Below are 20,264 nucleotides of genomic sequence, written 5' to 3' on the forward strand. Positions count from 1 at the left end.
GTCAGGGGTGGTTCCAGCCGAACAGCCGGGTGAACACCTCGTGCTGTTCCAGGCTGTGCTCGTGATGCACCACCGCGATCCGCTCGACCAGCTCGGCGGTCGCGGTGGTGTCGATCCCCGGCAGGTCCTCGGGATCGGTGCCGGTCTCGATGCACCACCGCAGCACGGCTTCCGGTCCGTTGACCGAAGCGACGAACGGGCGCTGCTCGCGGTGCTGCCACGCTTTCGCGATCTCGTCGAGCATGCCCTCGGCGATCATTCGCTCGGCCCGCGTGCGCAGCCGGTCGAGATGCGTCCGTTCGTCGGCGAGCGGCAGCACCGTCGTGACGAGGTCGAACGGAAAACGGCCCCGGCAGGCGGCGAACCTGCTCAGCAGTGAGATGGACCCGCCTTCCACCACCACGTGCTCGTGCTCGCTGCTCAGCGCCTCGACCTTCAGCAGAAGCGCGTGCGCGGCCTCGTGGGTGGGGTAGTCACCGTCCGGCACGGTCCGGTCGGCGAGGTGGTGGCGGCGCTCGCCCTCCTGCCGGGCGCTGGTGACGGGCAGGTCGAGGTAGCACTGGATCCGATCGGCGACCACGACCGGTGCGTCGTGTTCGGCGGCGACGTTCATCGCGACATCGGATTTGCCCGCGCAGGTGGGGCCGGCGATGAGATGCACGGAATTCATGGGGTCACTCCTCGATGAGATCGATGTTCTCACTACTACCGCGCGAACACGGGTCTCGGGAGAGCCGGTAGATCATTCTTCGGACTTTCTCAGGTAAAAGCCGAAGTTAAATCGGAGGTAAATGTTTCGATTTGTTCGTCCCAAACACGAGAATGGTGACGCGCTATAAGGTGACGGCATGAGAGTTGCTGTCTTCTGTGGTTCCTCGGCGGGACGGGTGCGGCACGTGGAGGTCGCTGCCGAGGTCGGCCGGACCCTCGCCGTGCGCGGGGCCGGGATCGTCTACGGCGGCGGCCGCATCGGCACGATGGGTGCCGTGGCCGACGGTGCGCTGAGCGTGCGGGGTTCGGTGATCGGGGTGATTCCCGAGCACATGGTCGAGTGGGAGATCGCGCACGACGGACTCACTGAGCTGCACGTGGTGGGCTCGATGCACGAGCGGAAGGCGCTGATGGCGGACCTGGCGGACGCGTTCGTCGCGTTGCCGGGCGGCGCGGGCACCATGGAGGAGCTGTGTGAGATCTGGACGTGGGCGCAGCTCGAACTGCACACGAAGCCGATCGGTCTGCTCAACGTCGACGGGTTCTACGACCATCTGCTCGCGCTGGTCGACCACATGGTGTCTGAAGGATTCCTGAAAGTTCCTCATCGCGAGATGCTGCTCGTCGACGACGACATCGACCGGTTGCTGGACCGTCTATTGCGGTACCGGCCGCCCGCGTACACCTGGGTGGAGGAGGGACCGCTCGAAAACGTCGTGTGTTAACGCGGCGAAACAAATGCAGTATTTGTTTGTCGGATCTTCGTCAAGGCGGGGTAAAGGCAATTCGAGTGCAGTCACTGCCAGCCGGTGTTCGCCTGCGGATCCACCGCGTCGAAGTAGTCGTACGCCTCGGCGCTCGCCAGCTCACCTAGGACGTCGCTTCCTCGGCGGACGCCGGCTGACTGCGCGGGTCGGGGAACGTGTCCGGGGCGACGGCCATCACGAGAAGGTGCTGGAAAGCGCTCGCCCACGGGATCGCTTTCCGGCCGAACGCCAGCAGTTCGAGGAACAGCCGGAGCTGCCCCAGCACCGCGATCCACTCGTCGACCTCGGCGTGCGTCAGCACGATGGGCCTGGGGCCCGTCCAGCGGGCTCGCACTCGATTGACGAGCTCGCGGTCCGCCAAGGCGTCCCGGTGCCGTCGCCGGAACTCCTCCGACTGCCGCGGTGACTCCGCCACGTCCGGATAGAGGTGGCGAAGCAGGGAAGGTTGTGTCAGCACCCAGCGGGGATCGCGCAGCGCGTAGAACGGGTTGCCACGCACGTAGCTGCTCGACAGCAGGCGGAGAGCCCGCCCCCAGCCCCAGACGAGTCCCTTGGACATGTCCACCTGCACGCCGCCGTCGACCGGCTGGGCGCTGAAGGACTGGTGCTTCATCCGGCTCTCCTGAAGCTCGCCGACAGCCCGTGCCGCAGCAGTTCGACCGTGACCGCCTCCGCGGTTTCGCGGTCGTGGAGGCCGACGACGGCGCCACCTTTCTCGTGGACCGCCATGGTCAGGTCGCGCGCGGTCTCCCAGTTGTGATCGCAGATCTTGCGCAGCAGGTAGTGCACCACCGGAATCAGGTTGTGGTCGTCGTCGTGCAGGACGACCTGCCATCTCTCCCCAGGATTCACCGGCAGAGTATGCGACACGGCCACAATGGACTGATGACGGCCTGGCAAGGGTTGCAGTACGAACGCGCAACGAACGGCGAGGACGCGAACGAGGCGGCGCGCGGCGAGGTGCTGCGCGACGACCGCACGCGGGAAGACCTGCCGCTGCTGCGGTTCCTGGTCGAGCAGGAGGCGTTGTGCTGTGCGAACGGGCCGTCGCACGGCCTGGGGGAGCAGGCCGCGCTGGCGGGGTTCCTGCTGGCCGAGCACAGGCAGGTCGAGGACGTCTGGCGGCACTTCGCGATCAAGCGCGCCAACTTCGACGCCGGCTGTGCTTACGACGTCGAGCACCTGTTCGCGGCGGGCGTTCAGGTCACCGTCGAGCACGTGCGCGCGAGCGACCACCCGGATCGCGACGAGGTCCTGGAACTCCTGCTGGGCCGGAGCGTCGACGAGGACGACCTGGAGGAGTGGTTCGAGCACCGGCGCGAGTGGTTCGAGGCCTGAACGTGGAACTGCCCCCGGGGCGGAAGCGCCGGGGGCAGTTCGTTCAGCGGTGATGCTCAGACCGGATCAGCTCAGACGTCGAGCGTCCAGTTGTTCAACGTGCCGGTGTCCAGGAACGCCGCGTCACGCACGCGCAGCGTCCAGGTGCCGTTGGCAGCCTCACCAGAGAGGTTCTTGGTGTAGGTCTCGTTGATGTTGTCGGCCGAGCCGCCGGAACGGTTGTGCAGGTTGACGACCGTGCCGTCGGGCGCGACCAGGTCGACCACGAGGTCGCCCTTGTAGGTGTGGGTGATCGAGACCTTGATCGACGCCGTGGCCGACGCGTTGCCCGCGCAGCCCGAGATGACGATCGTGCTGGTCACGGTGGACAGGTCGCCGATCGCGACCGGCGTGGAGTTGGTCTTGGCGTCACAGCCGCCACCAACGGCGTTCACGACCCAGGAGAAGGTCGCGGAACCGGTCTTGCCGGCCGAGTCGGTCACCGTCGCCGTCACCGTGGAGGTGCCGGCCGTGGTCGGCGTGCCGGAGATCGCGCCGGAGGCGGACGCCGACAGACCGGCCGGGAGACCGGAGACGGACCACGTGTACGGCGGGGTGCCGCCGGTGGCCGCGAGCTGCAGCGACGCTGCCTGGCCGACCGTGGAGTTCTGCGTACCGGGGTTCGTCACCGACGGGTTGCCCGGCTGCGGGTCACCACCGAAGAGCGAGTACAGCAGCTTGTTCGGGGTGTTCGCACCGACGTTGGTGATCTTGTTCGGGGTCGAGGCGGCGTTCAGGCCCGCCCAGACCGCGGCCGGGGTGTCGTTGGGGTGGGTGGCGAGCCACAGGGCCGCCGCGCCCGCGACGTGCGGGGTGGCCATCGACGTACCGGAGATGTTGTTTGTCGCGGTGTCGTTGGTGCTCCACGACGACACGATGTTCTGACCCGGTGCGTAGATGTCCGTGCAGGAGCCGTAGTTCGAGAACGAGGCGCGCGCGTCGGTGTTCGTCGACGCGTTGACGGTGATCGCCTCGGTGACGCGTGCAGGCGAGGTGCTGCAGGCGTCGGTGTTCGAGTTGCCGGACGCGATCGCGTAGGTCACGCCCGAGGTGATGGAACGGCGCACGGCCGCGTCCAGGGTGGCGTCCGCGCCGCCGCCGAGCGACATGTTGGCGACAGCGGGCTTGACCGCGTTCGCCGTCACCCAGTCGATACCGCCGACGACACCGGCGGTGGTGCCGGAGCCCTGGCAGTTCAGCACCTTGACGGCGACGACCTTGGCGGCCTTCGCGAGGCCGTACTGCGAGCCCGCGACGGTGCCGGCGACGTGCGTGCCGTGGCCGTTGCAGTCGCTGTTGTTGCCGTCACCGGAGGTGTTGGTGCCCCACGTGGCGCGGCCACCGAACGTGGCGTGCGTCGTCCGCACGCCGGTGTCGATGATGTACGCGGTCACGTTGGACGCCGTGGTGTCGTACTGGTAGCTGTTGCTCAGCGGCAGGTCCCGCTGGTCAACGCGGTCCAGACCCCACGACGGCGGGTTCTGCTGGACGTCGAGCAGGTGCACCTGGGCGTCCTGCTGGACGTACGCGACCTTCGGGTCCGCGGCGAGACGAGCGGCCTGCTTGGCCGTCATCTTCACCGAGAAGCCGTTGAGCGCGTGCTGCCAGACCTGGTCGACCTGGCCGCCGTACTTGCTCGCCAAGCCCGGCGCGGCGGCCCTCGACGCCGTGTCGGCCTTCAGCGAGACGATGTAGCTGTCCTTCACGACGTCGGCGCGGTCGGCGCCGAGAATCGTCCCCACGTTTTCTTGAGCTGAAGCAGCGGGCACCACAGCAGCGGCCAGACAGACGGCAGCGGCGGCGGCGAGTCCCGTACCCAAGACTCTTCGCATAGCAGGGTTCTCCCTCGTGCAGGGAACAGGGTGTCCTGCACGCTAGCCCTAAACCGCAGGTCAGAGGGATACGCCGTCGAGTGCGAACTGTTGACAGATTTGACATTTCGTGTCAAAGCGAATGGTTGCTCTGCGTCACGGAAATAGACCGAGAGAACGCATTTGATTTCCCTATACCAACCTGAACGCCGAGAGGTCCACCCCTCGATCGGCCCTACCGTCCGGTAGGCAGCACGACATAGCGTCACCCAGACGGAGGAACGAACTGATCGGGCAGTTCGACCGCCTGGGGACGCCATTCATCCGGTGTCGTGCGGACTGTGTTGCAGCACAGTCGATCTCCTCATCGCGGTTGCCCGGTCCGGCGTTACACCGGCCCTGCAAAATCGAAAACTGAGGAGAAGTGCCTATGAAGCGCATGGCTGTCGCGGCTGTCGCCGTGCTGGCGGGTGCCCTCGCGACCACGGCATCCCCTGCCGCCGTCGCCGCGCCGGAACCGTCCGCCGACCTGCTCGCCGCGATGCAGCGCGACCTCGGACTGAACGCCCAGCAGGCGACGGAACGGCTTCGCCAGGAGAGCGCGGCCGCGGTCCTGCAGCGCGTCGTGGAGGGTTTCGCCGGCGACGACTTCGGTGGCGCGTGGTTCGACGCGGCCACCGGCAAGCTCGTCGTGGGCGTGACCGACTCGGCCAAGACCGACCGGCTGCGCAGGCTCGGCGCCGAGCCCCGCACGGTCGCCCACAAGGCCAGTGACCTCGACTCGGCCAAGGCCAAACTGGACGCCTCCCCGGCGCCCGCCGAGGTCACCGGCTGGTTCGTGGACACCAAGGCGAACGCGGTGACGATCACCGTCAAGCGCGGTCAGGCCGAGGCGGCGAAGCCGTTGGTGGAGAAGGCGGGCGCGGTCGCGAAGGTCGTCGAGACCGACGAGGCGCCGCGGTTGTTCAAGGACATCCGCGGTGGTGACGCCTACTACATCAACAACGCCGGACGGTGCTCGGTCGGCTTCGCGGTGCAGGGCGGGTTCGTGACCGCCGGGCACTGCGGGTCCGAGGGCGACACGGTGGCGGGCGTCGACCGTTCGGCTCTCGGCGCGTTCGAGGGCTCGTCCTTCCCCGGCAACGACTACGGGTGGGTCAAGGCCAACTCGGCCTGGACGCCCACGGCCAAGGTGAACCACTACGGAGGCGCCGACGTCGTCGTCTCCGGTCACACCGAGTCCGCGGTCGGAGCCTCGATCTGCCGTTCCGGCTCGACCACGGGCTGGCACTGCGGCGAGGTCCAGGCCAAGAGCCAGACGGTGAACTACCAGGAGGGCTCGGTCAGCGGTCTGACGCGCACGAACGTGTGCGCGGAGCCCGGTGACTCGGGCGGCTCGTGGGTCAGCGGCACGCAGGCGCAGGGCGTCACCTCGGGTGGCTCCGGCAACTGCTCCAGCGGCGGCACGACCTACTACCAGCCGGTCAACGAGATCCTCTCGGCGTACAACCTGACCCTGATCACGGGCTGACCCTGATCACGGGCTGACACAAACCATGGGGGGCACATTCATGGACCTCACGTCCATGAATGTGCCCCCCATGGCAGTTCAGGATTCGCGCTTGTTGAGCCACTTTTCACGGTGGGTTCGCCAGCGGTCGAGCATGGTGCCCAGCTCGGCGTGGCAGAACCGGAAGAACTCGCGCGTCTCGTCCAGCCGCGTCCCCGCCTCGGTGTCCGAGCCGAGCGCCTCGACGCCCTCGCTGAGCACCTCGTCGATCATCACCAGCATCTGGTCCTTGCGGAACGTCGCCTCGTACCAGACGTTGTCGCGCATCCGGTAGACGTCGCGGCGTGATCCGGGCTCCCGCTCGCGGCTGACGATCTGGACCGTGGTCAGGTAGCGCACCGCGCCCGACACCGCCGCCGGACTGATCTGCAGCAGTTCGGCGATCTCGGCTGCGGTGAGCCGTCCCGAGTCCGTTGTCAGCAGCGCCGCGAGGATGCGAGCCGGCATGCGGGGCACGCCGGTGTCCGCCAGAATCCCGCCGAACCGTTCGACGAACTGGCTCACCGCCTGCGTGTCACGCTGTGTAGCTCTCGTCACGGCCGCATCATCCCTTTCGTCAGCCGATCGAGCAAAATTTACGTCCTTCACGAAGTTGTGAAAGAAGTGTAGCTTACCGGGCATGACATCTGCGATATCCGTGTCGGGCCTGGTCAAGACCTTCGGCCCGACGCGTGCACTGGACGACCTGTTCCTGGACGTCCAGACCGGTGAGGTGCACGGCTTCCTCGGCCCGAACGGGGCAGGCAAGTCGACGACGATCCGGATCCTCCTCGGCCTGCTGCGTGCCGACTCCGGCACCGCGCGGCTGCTCGGCGGCGACCCGTGGAAGGACACCGCAGCCCTTCACCGCCGCCTCGCCTACGTCCCCGGCGACGTCAACCTCTGGCCCAACCTGACCGGTGGCGAGGTCATCGACCTGCTCGGACGGCTCCGCGGCGGCTTGAACAAGCCGCGTCGCGAGGAGCTCCTGGAGCGCTTCGAACTGGACCCGCGCAAGAAGGGCCGCACCTACTCCAAGGGCAACCGGCAGAAGGTGGCGCTGGTCGCCGCGCTGTCTTCGGACGTCGAGCTGCTGATCCTCGACGAGCCCACGTCCGGCCTCGACCCGTTGATGGAGGCCGTCTTCCAGGACTGCATCAACGACGAACGCGAGCGCGGTCGCACCGTGCTGCTGTCGAGCCACATCCTCGCCGAGGTCGAAGCCCTGTGCGATCGGGTCTCGATCATCCGCAACGGCCACATCGTCGAGACCGGCACGCTGTCGGAACTGCGCCACCTGACCCGCACGTCGATCTCCGCCGAGCTCGCGGGCCCGCCCAACGGGCTCACGTCGATGGCCGGCGTGCACGACCTGGTGGCCGAGGGCAACCGCGTCAGGTTCGAGGTCGACTCGGACAAGCTCGACCCGGTGCTCAAGCAGCTGGTGTCCTCGGGCGTGCGCACGCTGACCTCGCAGCCGCCGACCCTGGAAGAGCTGTTCCTGCGCCACTACGAGGACGCGAAATGATCGGCACCCGCCATCTGGTCCGGCTGGCGCTGCGCCGTGACCGGATCCTGCTGCCCGTCTGGGTCCTGTTCCTGGTCGGCGTCACCTACTCGACGACGACCGCGCTCGAAGAGCTGTACGGGACGACCGAGTCGCGGGCGCTGCTCGGGGTCACCGCGAACGCGAACTCCGCGTTCCTCGCGATGCTCGGCCCGCTGCACGACTGGTCGTCGCTCGGTGGCCTGGTCGTGTGGCGTTGGGGTGTCTTCTCCGGCCTGTTCATCGCGATCATGGCCATGTTGGTGGTCACCCGGCACACGCGCGCTGAAGAAGAAGCCGGCCGTACCGAACTCATCAGTGCGACGGTCGTTGGTCGACACGCGCCGTTGGCCGCCGCTGTGATCGTGGCGGGCGGCACCAGTCTGCTGATCGGCGTGCTGCAGGCGTTGGTGCTGATGGGCAAGGACTTGGACGCGTCCGGTGCGTTCGCGTTCGGCCTGTCCACGGCTTCGGTCGGGCTGGTGTTCACCGGCGTCAGCGCGTTCACCGCGCAGCTCTCGGAGAACTCACGCGTGTCCAACGCGATCGCGGGCGGGTTCCTCGGGGTGACCTACCTGCTGCGCGCGGCCGGCGACGCGGCGGGGGAGTCGGGCCCGCAGTGGCTGACCTGGTTCTCGCCGATCGGCTGGACCGAGCACGTGCGGTCGTTCGCCGACAACAGGTTCTGGGTGCTGCTGCTGCCGTTGGCGGCGTTCGTCCTGTCGGTGGGCGTCTCCGCGTACATCGTGACGCGCCGCGACGTGGGCCTCGGTCTGCTGGCTGCCCGGCTAGGCCCGCCGCACGGCACGATCGGCAGCCTGTTCGGGCTCGCGTGGCGACTGCAGAAGGGCTCGCTGATCGGCTGGTCCATCGCGCTGTTCGCGGTGGGCGTGATCTACGGCAGCGTCGCGCAGGCGGTCGGGCAGATGGTGCAGGACAACCCGACTCTCGGGCAGATCGTCAGCAAGATCGGTGGCGCCGAGGCGATGGTGGACGCGTTCTTCGCCACCGTCACCCAGCTGCTGGGCCTGATCACGTCGATCTACCTGGTCCAGGCGGTGCTGCGGCTGAGGTCGGAGGAGACCTCGTTCCGCGCCGAACCGCTGCTCGCGACCCCGGTCTCGCGGTGGGGCTGGGTGGCGTCGCACGCGGTGTTCGCGCTGGCAGGCGGCGCGGTCGTGCTGGCCGCGTCCGGCCTGGGGCTGGGCCTGGTCTACGGGCTGCAGACCGACGACCTGGGCACGGTCGGGCCGCAGATGCTCGGCGCGGCACTGGCCCAGCTCCCGGCCGCGTGGGTGATCGCGGGCGTGGCGCTGCTGCTGTTCGGACTGTTCCCGCAGCTCACGGGCGTGAGTTGGGCGGTGGTGTCGGTGTCGCTGGTGATCACGCTGCTCGGCCCGGCCCTGCAGCTCGATCAGTGGATGCTCGACGTCTCGCCGTTCACGCACGTCCCGAAGTACCCGGACATCACCTTCGGGCCGCTGGCGTGGCTCACCGTGGTGGCGGTGGTGCTTCTGGCTGCGGGGTTCGCCGGGTTCCGGCGCCGCGACCTGACCACGTAACGATCGCCGGGACGGTGACCAGCAGCGCGGCGGGCACGAGGAACCCCGCCAGCGGATGGGCTTGGTAGAGCGGGACGAACGCCAACGGGGCCACGGCGGCACCCATGAAACGCAGTGACTGCACAACACTGACGCTGCCGCCCCTGTTGGCGTTGTCGCTCTGCAACACCAACGCGTTGATGCTCACCAACACGCCCTGCGCCGCCGCCCCGGTCAACGCCCACGCGACGACCACCATCGCGGCGAACGGGCTCGTGCCCACCGCGGCGATGAGGCCTCCGCCCAGCGTTGCGCCCACGACCACGACGGCCGTGGCGCCGAACCGGTCGATGGCCTTGCCGACCTGCCGCGCGGTCAGGAACCCGACGATGCCGAACCCGGTGAGCAGCAGCCCGCGTTCACCCGCGCCGAGCCCGAACACGTCGTCGAGCCGGAACGCCACGAGGAACGACAACCCGCCCAGGCACGCCCAGCCGATGAACGCGATCACGGCCGGCCTGATGGTGCTCGGCACGAAAGCGCTGCGCAGACTGGCGTTGCGCTCCGGTTCGGCATCGGTCTCCGGCACCCCCAGGACCGCGAGCCCGACGGCCACCACCGAGATCACCACGAACGCCAGCCGCCAGTCGATCTCGGCCGACAGCCCGCCGACGAGCGGGGCGGACGTCTGCCCGGCCGCCTGCATCGCCCCGAACAACCCCAGCGCGCGCCCGAGCTTCTCCTTCGGCGTCGACGCGGCGATCACGGCCAGCAGCACCGGCGTGGTGAACGAGTTCGCCGCGCCCTGCAACGCCCGCGACGCCAGCAACACCTCGAACGTCCACGCGCTCGCCGCCAGCGCCGAGGTGACGGCGTAGGCGATGTACGCGATCCGGACGGTCCGTTGTGGACCCCAGCGCTGGGCGAGGGTGCCGGACGCGAGCATGAGCACCGCGAACGGCACCAGGTAGAACGTCAGCGTCGAGGCCGCTTCGCCCGCTGACCGGCCGAAACTGCTGCCGATCTCGGGCAGGATCGACGTGGTGATGGCGCCGCCGAACGGCCCGATCAATGCGCCGGCGTACAACCCGGCGCGTGCCAAACGGCCCACAGACACCTCCGCCGTCCAACCCTAGTGCGGTGGACGGCGGAAGTGCGCTGTGATTGTTGTCGTAGCTAAGTGCTTCAGCGGGGACCGGTCGACGGCCAGCCCGGACCGCGGCCGCGGCGGCGCAGGTAGCGTTCGAACTCCGCCGCGATGTCGTCACCCGAGGCCTCGGTGATCTGGATGGCCGCGTCGCCGCGCTCCTCCAGCGCGCGCACGTAGTTGCGCACGTCCTCGTCCTCGTCGGCCATCTCGGAGACCGTGCGCTCCCACTCCTCGGCCTGCTCCGGCAGCGCGCCGAGCGGGACCTCTATGTCGAGGACCTCCTCCACCCGGTGCAGCAGCGCGAGCGTGGCCTTGGGGGACGGGGGCTGCGAGACGTAGTGCGGCACGGCGGCCCAGAACGAGATCGCGGGGATGCCCGCCTGCACGCAGGCGTCCTGGAAGACGCCGACGATGCCGGTCGGGCCTTCGTACTTCGAGTGCTCCAGGCCGAACTTCTCGGCGGCGTCCGGGTCGTAGGCGGTACCGGTGACCGGCACCGGCCGGGTGTGGGGGGTGTCCATGAGCAGGGCGCCGAGCGTCACCACGGTCGTCACCCCGAGCGCCTCGATGTGGCCGAGGAGCTCGCCCACGAACTTGCGCCACCTCATGTTCGGCTCGATGCCGTGCACGAGGACCACGTCCACGGCGGAACCGGGCGGGCGGCACACCGAGAGCCGCGTGGTCGGCCAGTCGACCCTTCGGGTGACCCCGTCCACCATTCGGACTGTGGGCCTGGTCACCTGGAAGTCGTAGTAGTCGTCCGGGTCGATCTCGGCGAGCGGCGTGGCGTCCCAGGTGAGTTGCAGGTGCTCGATCGCGGTGCTGGCGGCATCCCCCGCGTCGTTCCAACCCTCGAACCCGCAGATCATGATCGGGTCGGTGAGTGGCTTGCGCGCGTGTGATGGGGTCTGGGACGGATCGTTCACGGCGCCAGACTACGGCCTCTCCCTGCTAACTCATCGTAGGCTTGGCCCATGCGTGATCGCGGAGAGTCGCCGTTCCTGGAAGCGCTGGTGAACCGGGTCGTCGTCGCTGACGGCGCCATGGGCACCATGCTCCAGGCCGCTGACCTCTCTCTAGATGACTTCAACGGTCTAGAGGGCTGCAACGAGATCCTGAACGTGACACGCCCCGACGTCGTGAAGTCCGTGCACCGCGGTTATCTCGAAGTCGGGGTGGACGCCGTCGAGACGAACACGTTCGGCGCGAACCTCGCGAACCTGGCCGAGTACGACATCCCGGACCAGATCTTCCACCTGTCCGAACGCGGCGCCGCGCTGGCCCGTGAGGTGGCGGACGAGTTCAGCACGTCCGGCCGGCCCCGGTTCGTGCTCGGCTCCGTCGGCCCCGGCACCAAGCTGCCGACGCTGGGCCACGCGCCGTTCGCGACGTTGCGCGACGCCTATCAGGAGCAGTGCAAGGGCCTGCTGGTCGGCGGCGTGGACGCGATCATCGTCGAGACCTCGCAGGACCTGCTGCAGACCAAGGCGTCGATCATCGGCGCCAAGCGCGCGATGGCGGCCGAGGGGCGGGTCGTCCCGATCATCGCCCAGGTGACCGTCGAGACGACCGGCACGATGTTGCTGGGCTCGGAGATCGGCGCTGCCCTGACCGCGCTGGAGCCGCTGGGCATCGACCTGATCGGCCTCAACTGCGCCACCGGCCCGGCCGAGATGAGCGAGCACCTGCGGACGTTGTCCAAGCACGCCCGCATCCCGCTGTCGGTGATGCCGAACGCCGGCCTGCCCGAACTGGGCCCGAACGGCGCGGTCTACCCGCTGGGGCCGGAGGAACTGGCCCAGGCGCTGGCCGGGTTCGTCCGCGAGTTCGGCACACGGCTCGTCGGCGGCTGCTGCGGCACGACCGCCGAACACCTGCGCCAGGTCGCCGACGCCGTGCGCGATCTCGGCCCTTCTGCGCGCCGGCCGCGTCCGGAGCCCGGCGTGTCCTCGTTGTACCAGGCCGTCCCGTTCAAACAGGACGCCTCGGTGCTGATGATCGGCGAGCGCACGAACGCCAACGGCTCCAAGGCGTTCCGCGAGGCGATGCTCGCGGAGAAGTGGGAGAACTGCATCGAGATCGCGCGGGACCAGACGCGCGAGGGTGCCCACCTGATCGACCTCTGCATCGACTACGTGGGCCGCGACGGCGAGGCGGACATGCGCGCGCTGGCCTCCCGGCTGGCCACCGCGTCGACGTTGCCGATCATGCTCGACTCGACCGAACCCGCCGTGCTGCAAGCCGGTCTGGAGTGCCTGGGCGGCCGGTCAGCGGTCAACTCGGTGAACTACGAGGACGGCGACGGCCCTGACTCCCGGTTCCAGAAGATCATGCGGCTGGTCTCCGAGCACGGCGCGGCGGTCGTGGCGCTGTGCATCGACGAGGAGGGCCAGGCCCGCACCGCCGAGTGGAAGGTCCGCGTCGCCGTCCGGCTGATCGAGGACCTGACGACGAACTGGGGCATGCGGGTCAACGACATCATCGTCGACTGCCTGACGTTCCCGATCTCCACCGGCCAGGAGGAGGTGCGCCGCGACGCCGTCGAGACGATCGAGGCGATCCGTGAGCTCAAGCGCCGTTATCCGGACGTGCAAACGACTCTGGGCCTGTCGAACGTCTCCTTCGGACTCAACCCGGCCGCGCGCCAGGTGCTGAACTCGGTGTTCCTGCACGAGTGCGTCCAGGCGGGTCTCGACACCGCGATCGTGCACGCCTCCAAGATCGTGCCGATGGCGCGCATCCCCGACGAGCAGCGCGCGGTGGCGTTGGACCTCGTCTACGACCGCCGCCGCGAGGGCTACGACCCGCTGCAGAAGCTCATGGAGCTGTTCGAGGGCGTCACCACCAAGTCGAACTCCGCGTCTCGCGCGGAAGAGCTCGCGGCTTTGCCGTTGTTCGAACGACTGGAGCGCCGGATCGTCGACGGCGAGCGCAACGGGCTCGAAGTGGACCTGGACGCCGCTCTGGACGAGCGCCCGGCGTTGCAGATCATCAACGACACGCTGCTCGCGGGCATGAAGACCGTCGGTGAGCTCTTCGGCTCCGGCCAGATGCAGCTGCCGTTCGTGTTGCAGTCCGCCGAGGTGATGAAGTCCGCCGTCGCGCACCTCGAACCGCACATGGAACGCTCCGACGACGGCGGCAAGGGCCGCATCGTGCTCGCCACCGTCAAGGGCGACGTCCACGACATCGGCAAGAACCTCGTCGACATCATCCTGTCCAACAACGGCTACGAGGTCGTGAACATCGGCATCAAGCAGCCGATCAACGCGATCCTCGAAGCCGCCGAGGAACACCGCGCGGACGCGATCGGCATGTCCGGCCTGCTGGTCAAGTCGACCGTGATCATGAAGGAGAACCTCGAGGAGATGAACTCCCGGGGTGTCGCCGCGCGGTGGCCCGTGCTGTTGGGCGGCGCCGCGTTGACCCGCGCGTACGTCGAGAACGACCTGACCGAGATGTACTTCGGCGACGTGAAGTACGCCCGGGACGCCTTCGAAGGCCTGCGCCTGATGGACGCGATCATGGCGGCCAAGCGCGGCGAGGCCCCGATGGTGGATCCCGAGGCCCAGGCGAAGGCCGCCGAACGCAAGGCGCGCCGCGAACGTTCGCTGCGCATCGCCGCCGCCCGCAAGGCCGCGGTGGAAGAAGAAGTCGTCACCGGTCGCTCGGACGTCGCCGCCGACAACCCGATCCCGGCACCGCCGTTCTGGGGCAGCCGGGTGGTGAAGGGCATTCCGGTCGCCGACTACAGCGCGCTCCTGGACGAGCGGGCGACGTTCATGGGCCAGTGGGGCCTCAAGGGCACGCGCGGCGGCGGACCGTCCTATGAGGACCTGGTCGAGACCGAGGGTCGTCCGCGCCTGCGCTACTGGATGGAACGCCTTGCCACGGAAGGTGTTCTTGCCCACGCCGCCGTCGTCTACGGCTACTTTCCGTGCGTCTCCGACGGCGACGACCTGGTGATCCTCGAGGAGCCCTCGGTGGACTCGCCGGAGCGGTTCCGGTTCACCTTTCCGCGCCAGAAAAGGGATCGCCGCCTCTGCCTGGCCGACTTCTGGCGTGCGCGGGAGTCCGGTGAGGTCGACGTCATCGCGTTCCACCTCGTGACGATGGGTCAGCCGATCGCCGACTACGCCAACGAGCTGTTCGGCAAGAACGCGTATCGTGAGTACCTGGAAGTCCACGGACTGGGGGTCCAGCTCACCGAAGCGCTGGCCGAGTACTGGCACAAGCGAGTCCGCGAGGAGCTCGTGTGGCCGAGCGGTGAGTCCGTTGCCGCAGAGGACCCGGCCGACGTCGAGGAGTACTTCAAACTCGGCTACCGCGGCGCGCGGTACTCGTTCGGCTACGGCGCCTGCCCGGAGATGGAAGACCGCAAGCGCATCGTCGACCTGCTCGACCCCGCGCGCATCGGGGTCTCGCTGTCCGAGGAACTTCAGCTACACCCGGAACAGTCCACCGACGCCTTCGTGGCGCACCATCCGGAGGCGAAGTACTTCAATGTCTGACCCCGCTGTCTCGAATCCTCTTGGTGTTCTTTGGGACATGGACGGCACGCTGCTCGACTCCGAGAAGCTCTGGGACATCCCGCTCTACGAGTACGCCGAGAAGCTCGGCGGGGTGCTGTCGCTGGAAACCCGTGAACGCATGGTCGGCACCAACGTGCCCACCACCATGCGCCTGCTGTTCGCCGACGTGGGCATCGAGCCCAGCGCCGAGGACCTGGTCGACGGCGCCGCGTGGATCTCACGCCGCACCGAGGAAGTGTTCCGCGCCGGGCTGCCGTGGCGTCCCGGGGCTCAGGAGGCCTTGCGGGCGGTGCGCTCGTCGGGCGTTCCGATGGCCCTCGTGACGTCGACCGAGCGTTCGCTGACCGAGGTCGCGCTGGACACGATCGGCCGCGACCTGTTCGACGTCACGGTGTGCGGGGACGAGGTGAACGGGCTGAACAAGCCGTTGCCCGAGCCCTACCTGAAGGCCGCGCGGTTGCTCGGGGTCGACGCGGCCCGGTGCGTGGCGATCGAGGACTCGCCGACGGGCGTAGCGGCGGCGGTGGCGGCCGGGTGCACGGTCTTGGTCGTGCCCTGCGATGTCGAGGTCGAGGCGGGGGAGCGGCGGATCTTCCGCGACTCGCTCGTCGGCGTGGATCTGGACGTCCTGAAAGCCCTTTAGTTTCCATTCGTCCAAGGCGGAACGGCTCGGTCGTTGCGACCATGACACTCATGGCGACATGGGACGACGTGGTGGCACTGGCTTCGCGGCTGCCGGAGGTCGAGGAGGCGACCTGGCACCGGACGCCCTCGTTGAAGGTGGTCGGCAAGGGGTTCGCGCGGCTGCGGACCGAAGCCGAGGGCGGGCTCGTGCTGATGTGTGCCCTGGACGAGAAGGCGGCGCTGCTCGCGTCCGGAGACCCGGCTTTTTACACGACACCGCACTACGACGGGTACGGAGCGATCCTGGTCGATCTGGCGAAGGTCGATCCCGGCCAGCTGGCCGAACTGGTCGAGGAGGCGTGGCGGATCAAGGCCCCGGCGCGGTTGCGCAAGGCTCCCAGCACTCCGCCGGGATGAGCGTCGGCATCGTCGGCGCCCACTCCGGGACAGCCGGCAACGCTCGTCCCGCCGGCGTGTCCACCGGCCGCGTCGACGACAGGTTCCGCCACGTGCGCCGTTCCGCCCCGAGGTCGCTCGACAACGGGTACCGCATCCCCACGCCCTGCCGCAGTCGCACCGCCTCCGCCAGTTCCACGGCCCGAGGCGTGCACACGAGCCACTCCTGCACCGGCCCCCACAGCCACAAAGCCGGCCCCTCCACGAGCTCCAGGCGCACCTCGGTCCGCTCGTCCACGGCACACCACCGAACCGGCTGGTGCGTGCCGCGCACGGTTCCGGCCCGCACCACGTGCCACCCGGCCAGCGGCTCGCTCAACGACGACGTGGGCGCCGCGTCGGTGACGACTCCGGGCGCGACCGGTTCGAAGCCCAGGAACGTCCGCCGCACCGACACCGAGAACCGCACACCGTTCGCCAACGTCTCCGACACCACCGGCAACGACTCGGGACATGGCACCGCGGCCGGCACGACCGGCTCACCGGCAGGCCAGCCCGGTGACAACGGGCCCACCGGAACAGGTCCGGAGGCGTGCCACTTCCCGATGTCCGGTGCCAGCGGGGCGCCCGGCAGGACACCGGGCACGTACCCGTCCGGCCCGGCCGCACGCAGTCGCGGGTTCTTCTCCCACACCAACGACGCCGCCACCCCGCCGTACCGCGCGACGCGGTGCCGGCGCCGTTCGATCTCGGCGGCCAGCCCACGCGGATCGGCGGTCGGGATGATGACGTCGAACGCGGCGCGCAACCACACCGCGGGACCGGCGGGCAGCTCGAACTTCAGCGGGTGGCTCGACGTGTGCTCGGGCGTGCGGTACTTCAGCGGCTTGAGCAGCACGCCGGGCTCGACCTTCAGCACGGCCGCCAGCGGCACGCCGATCACGTCGGTGGCGATGCGCGCCCCGCCGACGAGCCGCGTGAACAGCACCCGGTCCTGCTCCACCACCACGGCTGCCTCGTCGGACAGCCCTACGACGATCGGCGCGTCGTTCATCGGCGCAACTCCCGTGGCAGCAAAGGAATCAGCGCGTTCAGGTAGTTCGCGGCCGCGACGTCGTGGCCCACCCCCTCACGACGGACGGCGATCACCCCGCCGCCCAGTTCGAGGCCGCCGGTCGACTCGCACGGCTCGGCGGTCAGCGCCGGGGTCAGGTAGCGCACGAACGCGAGGTCGTCGCAGAACACCAGGAACCTGTCGTCGAACCACGGCACGCCCAACGCCACCGCGCCCGCGTTCTCGTCGTGCGTGATGCGGCGCCAGTCCTCCGTCGCACGGTCAGAGACCCGCAACGGCGGGCACGGGCCCAACAACGTGCTCACCGTCACGAAGGCTTCCTCGCGTGCTTTCTGGTCACCACCAACGGATTCGAGGCCGACCACCCGGACCTCGGTGCGCGTCGTGAACGTGCGCCCGCCCACGGACGTGACCACCTCGGTGGGCCTGAAGCGCTTGGGCCGCCACCACATCAGATGTCGAGCTCCTGATCGGTTTTGGCCGCTTCCTGGTCCGCGCCGCGCTGGTCGTACGAGATGGTCTTGTAGACGCCGTCGGCGTACCCGGCGACCTTGTTCGCGATCTTGACCGGGTCGGTGTACTTCATGCCGTCCGGACCGCTCTTGTCCAAGCCGAGCGCCTTCTCCGCGTTCTTCTCGACGGCTTCGGAGAACGCCTTGCCGAGCGTGTCGGGCTTCTTCGAGGTGCCTTCGACGAACGCCTTGCCGATCTTGGAGCGACCGATGACCTCGCGGATCCGCTTCAGCACGTTCATGATCTTCTGGATGATCGAGCGGACCTTGCCGACCTCGCCGGTGGCCTTGGCGGTCGCGATGCCCGACTCGACACCGGTCGCCCCGGCGGCCGCGACCTCCGAGGCGCCACAGGTCGGGACGGCCGCGAGCTGAGCCGCGATCCAGGTGACGACCAGCCACTCGATCAGGTCGCTCAGGATGCCCTTGACGATGTCCTCGGCCACCTGCATGAACATCGAACTGGCCTGCAGCACCGACGCGACGTGGCCCGCGGTGGACGCGGTGCCCTCGATGCCGTGGTGGAAACCGCCGAGCTTCGCCGCGGCCTTGTCGCCGGCCTCGGACTTCCAGCTCTGCAGACCGGTCTTCAGCTGCTCGTCGAACGTGCGGGCCAGTTCCTCGGTCTGCTTCGCGATGTCGTTGAACGTGCCCGCGGCCTTGCCGGTGGCCGCCGGGTCGCCGGTGACCAGGTCCACGGCCTGCTTGAGCGGCGCCACGACGTCGAGCAGCCAGCCGAGTCCTTTGCTGATCAGGAAGTTCAGCGGGTCGGCGATGGCACCGGCGAGCTTCATGCCCTCCTGCATGAAGTTGTTCATGTCGGAGATGACGCTGACGGTGTCCTTCGCGATCGCCGCGCCGTCACCGGACTTGATCGAGTCGCCGAGCTTCGTGGCGTCCTTCATGAGCGAGTAGCTGCTGCCGCCGAACGGGACGGACTTCGCCGCCTGCTTGCCGACGTTGCCGCCGGAGAACTGGCCGCCGTAGCCGCTGCCGAGCGCGCCCAGGCCCGAGGTCGCGTTGCCACCGGAGACCATCGGCGGCGCCGAGGCGTTGTCGAGTCCTGTCCGGAGGGTCTTGCCGAACGCGTCGGCGGTCGTCTTCTCGTTGTCGGCGTAGGTCTGCGCGGTGGCGGTGAGAGCGGCGTCGATCTTGCCGAAGCCCTCGGTCATCTTGCCGAAGTGGCCGTGCAGGTCGCCGAGCAGAGCGTCGTACTGCTCGTACAGGCCGAGCAGGTGCCCGAGCGCGCCCCAGCTGAGCGCGGGCACGGACGCGGTGGTGGCCGCGTCGTTGAGCCTGGTGGAGGTGCCGGAGAGGCCACCGACGGACTTGGCGCACCGGGCCAGCTCGTCCGGGTGCACGACGTAGCCGGTCACCAGCGGTCGTCCCGGCGGAAGATGCTGCCGGAGTCCGCGTCGTCGTCCACGCGCGGACGGGCGGGAGGTTCGGCGGACTGCGCCCCGAAGATCTCCTGCTGGGTCTTCATCACCCGCTCGGCGATCGGGATGTCCGTGCCGACGTGACCCTGCACGATCTCGGCCTGCTGGCGCGCGGCGGCCGCGACGGCCTGCTGCAGCGTCGACATCACGGCCTGGGAGAGCTGCGTGGTGCTGAGCCGCTTCGCGTCCTCGGTGAACCGGATTTCCTTGATGGAACCGGACAAACCCGCGACGACCGTGACGGACCGGTCGGGGGACTGGGCGCTGGCCTCGACCGTTCTGAGCTCGGTGCCCATCGCGTCGTACCCGGCGGCACGGGCTTGCGCCGCACGGTTGGCCCGCTCGAAGAACTCGAGCTTCTGACGCATCTCTTCCAGCAACTCAGCGCTGTCGGGCATGCGCCGAACGTACCAACGCCGCCTGGGCGAGGTGGCCGCACCCGCGGCCACCCCACACCATCAGGCGACAGCGGCCTTGCCGACGGCCTTGGCCTTGCGCGTGGCCGGGTCGATCAGCAGGCCGAACACCACGCCGAGACCGACGTAGAGCGTGGCGAGCTGGGCGAGCGAGCTGAGGCGGAACTGCCACAGCACGGTCACCGGCATGTCCGCCGGGATCGTGTCCGAGGGCGCGGGGAACGCGGCGAGCACCACCGCGACGGCCGCGACCACCGCGAGCAGCACGGCCGTGACCCGCACCGGCTGCGACTGCGCGCGCAGCCGTTCGGCGAGCCAGCTGGCACCCCACACGATCGCCAGACCGGCCACCACCACACCGAGGTAGAGCGCGGTCCGGTAGTTCACCGTCTCCGGGTCGCCCACGGCGGGCGGGTTCGACGGGTACTTCAGCCACGGCAGCAGCGCCACCGCGCCGAACACGGCGGCACCGAACGCGAAACTGCGGCTGAACGGCGTGCGGCCGGTGAACCAGCGCTTCGACAACGCGTAGGCGGTGGCGAACACGAGCCCGACCGCGATGCCGACGATGACCACGCCGAGCATGCCGCCCACGATCTGGGCACCGCGGCTGACCAGCTCTTCCTCGCCGCCGTGCGAGTGGCCGGCGGACTCACCGGCGGGTTCCCTGGCCTCCTCGACCGCGAGCGCGGCGCGAATGGGGATCTCGGTCACCAGCAGCTGCACGAGCGCGGAGGCGACACCGGCGATGCCGCCGGCCGCGATTCCGCGCAGCGCAAGGGACTTGTACGTAACTGGATGCTCAGTCATGTGCTTGA

Annotated in this window: 20 protein-coding genes; 8 read left to right on the plus strand and 12 right to left on the minus strand. The window is 68.9% G+C overall.

The genetic code is table 11. The annotated features are described in order from the left end of the window. Position 1: 1 nt before the first annotated feature. Positions 2 to 670: an isopentenyl transferase family protein gene (locus G7043_RS18130; RefSeq protein WP_166046827.1), complete on the minus strand. Its 669-nt coding sequence runs from the start codon at positions 668 to 670 to the stop codon at positions 2 to 4. A 178-nt stretch (positions 671 to 848) separates the two neighbouring features. On the opposite strand from G7043_RS18130, the gene G7043_RS18135 reads away from it, so the two are divergent. Further along, on the plus strand, positions 849 to 1,436 hold the full coding sequence (locus G7043_RS18135; RefSeq protein WP_166046828.1) for an LOG family protein: 588 nt from the start codon (positions 849 to 851) through the stop codon (positions 1,434 to 1,436). A 145-nt stretch (positions 1,437 to 1,581) separates the two neighbouring features. On the opposite strand, the gene G7043_RS18140 is transcribed toward G7043_RS18135, so the two are convergent. Together G7043_RS18140 and G7043_RS18145 are read right to left on the minus strand one after the other, a co-directional pair. After that, positions 1,582 to 2,091 carry a DUF2017 family protein gene (locus tag G7043_RS18140; RefSeq protein WP_166046829.1) on the minus strand — a complete coding sequence of 170 codons (510 nt, stop codon included), beginning with the start codon at positions 2,089 to 2,091 and terminating at the stop codon, positions 1,582 to 1,584. Next, on the minus strand, positions 2,088 to 2,330 hold the full coding sequence (locus G7043_RS18145) for an ATP-dependent Clp protease adaptor ClpS (protein WP_166046830.1): 243 nt from the start codon (positions 2,328 to 2,330) through the stop codon (positions 2,088 to 2,090). Before G7043_RS18145 ends, G7043_RS18140 begins: the two co-directional genes overlap by 4 nt. Before the next feature lie 33 nt (positions 2,331 to 2,363). Between G7043_RS18145 and G7043_RS18150 the strand changes: the two genes are divergently transcribed. After that, positions 2,364 to 2,816, plus strand: a complete 453-nt coding sequence (locus G7043_RS18150) for a hypothetical protein (RefSeq protein WP_166046831.1) — start codon at positions 2,364 to 2,366, stop codon at positions 2,814 to 2,816. 71 nt (positions 2,817 to 2,887) lie between these two features. Here the strand turns inward: G7043_RS18150 and G7043_RS18155 are convergent, their stop codons facing one another. Beyond that, positions 2,888 to 4,687, minus strand: coding sequence for a S8 family peptidase (locus G7043_RS18155; RefSeq protein ID WP_166046832.1), 1,800 nt, complete (start codon positions 4,685 to 4,687; stop codon positions 2,888 to 2,890). Positions 4,688 to 5,096: 409 nt separating this feature from the next. Between G7043_RS18155 and G7043_RS18160 the strand changes: the two genes are divergently transcribed. Beyond that, positions 5,097 to 6,197 carry a S1 family peptidase gene (locus G7043_RS18160; RefSeq protein WP_166046833.1) on the plus strand — a complete coding sequence of 367 codons (1,101 nt, stop codon included), beginning with the start codon at positions 5,097 to 5,099 and terminating at the stop codon, positions 6,195 to 6,197. A gap of 78 nt (positions 6,198 to 6,275) precedes the next feature. On the opposite strand, the gene G7043_RS18165 is transcribed toward G7043_RS18160, so the two are convergent. Beyond that, positions 6,276 to 6,773 (minus strand): GbsR/MarR family transcriptional regulator, encoded by a 498-nt coding sequence (locus G7043_RS18165; RefSeq protein WP_313887945.1) that lies wholly within the window; start codon positions 6,771 to 6,773, stop codon positions 6,276 to 6,278. 82 nt (positions 6,774 to 6,855) lie between these two features. Between G7043_RS18165 and G7043_RS18170 the strand changes: the two genes are divergently transcribed. Continuing rightward, positions 6,856 to 7,743, plus strand: a complete 888-nt coding sequence (locus tag G7043_RS18170) for an ABC transporter ATP-binding protein (protein WP_166046834.1) — start codon at positions 6,856 to 6,858, stop codon at positions 7,741 to 7,743. Next, on the plus strand, positions 7,740 to 9,323 hold the full coding sequence (locus tag G7043_RS18175) for an ABC transporter permease (RefSeq protein ID WP_166046835.1): 1,584 nt from the start codon (positions 7,740 to 7,742) through the stop codon (positions 9,321 to 9,323). The genes G7043_RS18170 and G7043_RS18175 overlap by 4 nt, the downstream gene beginning before the upstream one ends. On the opposite strand, the gene G7043_RS18180 is transcribed toward G7043_RS18175, so the two are convergent. Together G7043_RS18180 and G7043_RS18185 are read right to left on the minus strand one after the other, a co-directional pair. Next, complete coding sequence (locus tag G7043_RS18180) at positions 9,253 to 10,413, minus strand: MFS transporter (protein ID WP_313887946.1); 1,161 nt, start codon at positions 10,411 to 10,413, stop codon at positions 9,253 to 9,255. The two genes, G7043_RS18175 and G7043_RS18180, sit on opposite strands and share 71 nt — an antisense overlap. A 74-nt stretch (positions 10,414 to 10,487) precedes the next feature. Continuing rightward, the gene (locus tag G7043_RS18185) at positions 10,488 to 11,321 is read right to left on the minus strand and encodes a PAC2 family protein (protein ID WP_207311387.1); all 834 of its coding nucleotides are present in this window, start codon (positions 11,319 to 11,321) and stop codon (positions 10,488 to 10,490) included. A gap of 105 nt (positions 11,322 to 11,426) precedes the next feature. On the opposite strand from G7043_RS18185, the gene metH reads away from it, so the two are divergent. The 3 genes from metH to G7043_RS18200 are packed head-to-tail and all read left to right on the plus strand — an operon-like array spanning position 11,427 to position 16,025. Beyond that, positions 11,427 to 14,963: a methionine synthase gene (gene metH / locus G7043_RS18190; protein ID WP_166046838.1), complete on the plus strand. Its 3,537-nt coding sequence runs from the start codon at positions 11,427 to 11,429 to the stop codon at positions 14,961 to 14,963. Positions 14,964 to 15,000: 37 nt separating this feature from the next. Further along, positions 15,001 to 15,627 (plus strand): HAD family hydrolase, encoded by a 627-nt coding sequence (locus G7043_RS18195; RefSeq protein ID WP_207311290.1) that lies wholly within the window; start codon positions 15,001 to 15,003, stop codon positions 15,625 to 15,627. Positions 15,628 to 15,677: 50 nt separating this feature from the next. Further along, a complete protein-coding gene (locus G7043_RS18200; RefSeq protein ID WP_166046840.1) occupies positions 15,678 to 16,025 on the plus strand; it encodes an MmcQ/YjbR family DNA-binding protein in 348 nt (115 codons plus the stop codon). Here the strand turns inward: G7043_RS18200 and G7043_RS18205 are convergent. The 5 genes from G7043_RS18205 to G7043_RS18225 are packed head-to-tail and all read right to left on the minus strand — an operon-like array spanning position 15,976 to position 20,256. Further along, positions 15,976 to 17,058 (minus strand): hypothetical protein, encoded by a 1,083-nt coding sequence (locus G7043_RS18205; RefSeq protein ID WP_166046841.1) that lies wholly within the window; start codon positions 17,056 to 17,058, stop codon positions 15,976 to 15,978. The genes G7043_RS18200 and G7043_RS18205 overlap by 50 nt on opposite strands. Continuing rightward, positions 17,055 to 17,531, minus strand: coding sequence for a hypothetical protein (locus G7043_RS18210; protein ID WP_166046842.1), 477 nt, complete (start codon positions 17,529 to 17,531; stop codon positions 17,055 to 17,057). Before G7043_RS18210 ends, G7043_RS18205 begins: the two co-directional genes overlap by 4 nt. Beyond that, positions 17,531 to 18,967, minus strand: coding sequence for a hypothetical protein (locus G7043_RS18215; protein ID WP_166046843.1), 1,437 nt, complete (start codon positions 18,965 to 18,967; stop codon positions 17,531 to 17,533). The genes G7043_RS18210 and G7043_RS18215 overlap by 1 nt, the downstream gene beginning before the upstream one ends. Beyond that, the gene (locus tag G7043_RS18220; RefSeq protein ID WP_166046844.1) at positions 18,964 to 19,428 is read right to left on the minus strand and encodes a YbaB/EbfC family nucleoid-associated protein; all 465 of its coding nucleotides are present in this window, start codon (positions 19,426 to 19,428) and stop codon (positions 18,964 to 18,966) included. Before G7043_RS18220 ends, G7043_RS18215 begins: the two co-directional genes overlap by 4 nt. Before the next feature lie 60 nt (positions 19,429 to 19,488). Next, the gene (locus tag G7043_RS18225) at positions 19,489 to 20,256 is read right to left on the minus strand and encodes a CbtA family protein (RefSeq protein ID WP_166046845.1); all 768 of its coding nucleotides are present in this window, start codon (positions 20,254 to 20,256) and stop codon (positions 19,489 to 19,491) included. Positions 20,257 to 20,264 lie beyond the last annotated feature (8 nt).

The sequence above is a fragment of the Lentzea alba genome (assembly GCF_011067745.1).
GTDB classification, from domain to species: Bacteria; Actinomycetota; Actinomycetes; order Mycobacteriales; family Pseudonocardiaceae; genus Lentzea; species Lentzea alba.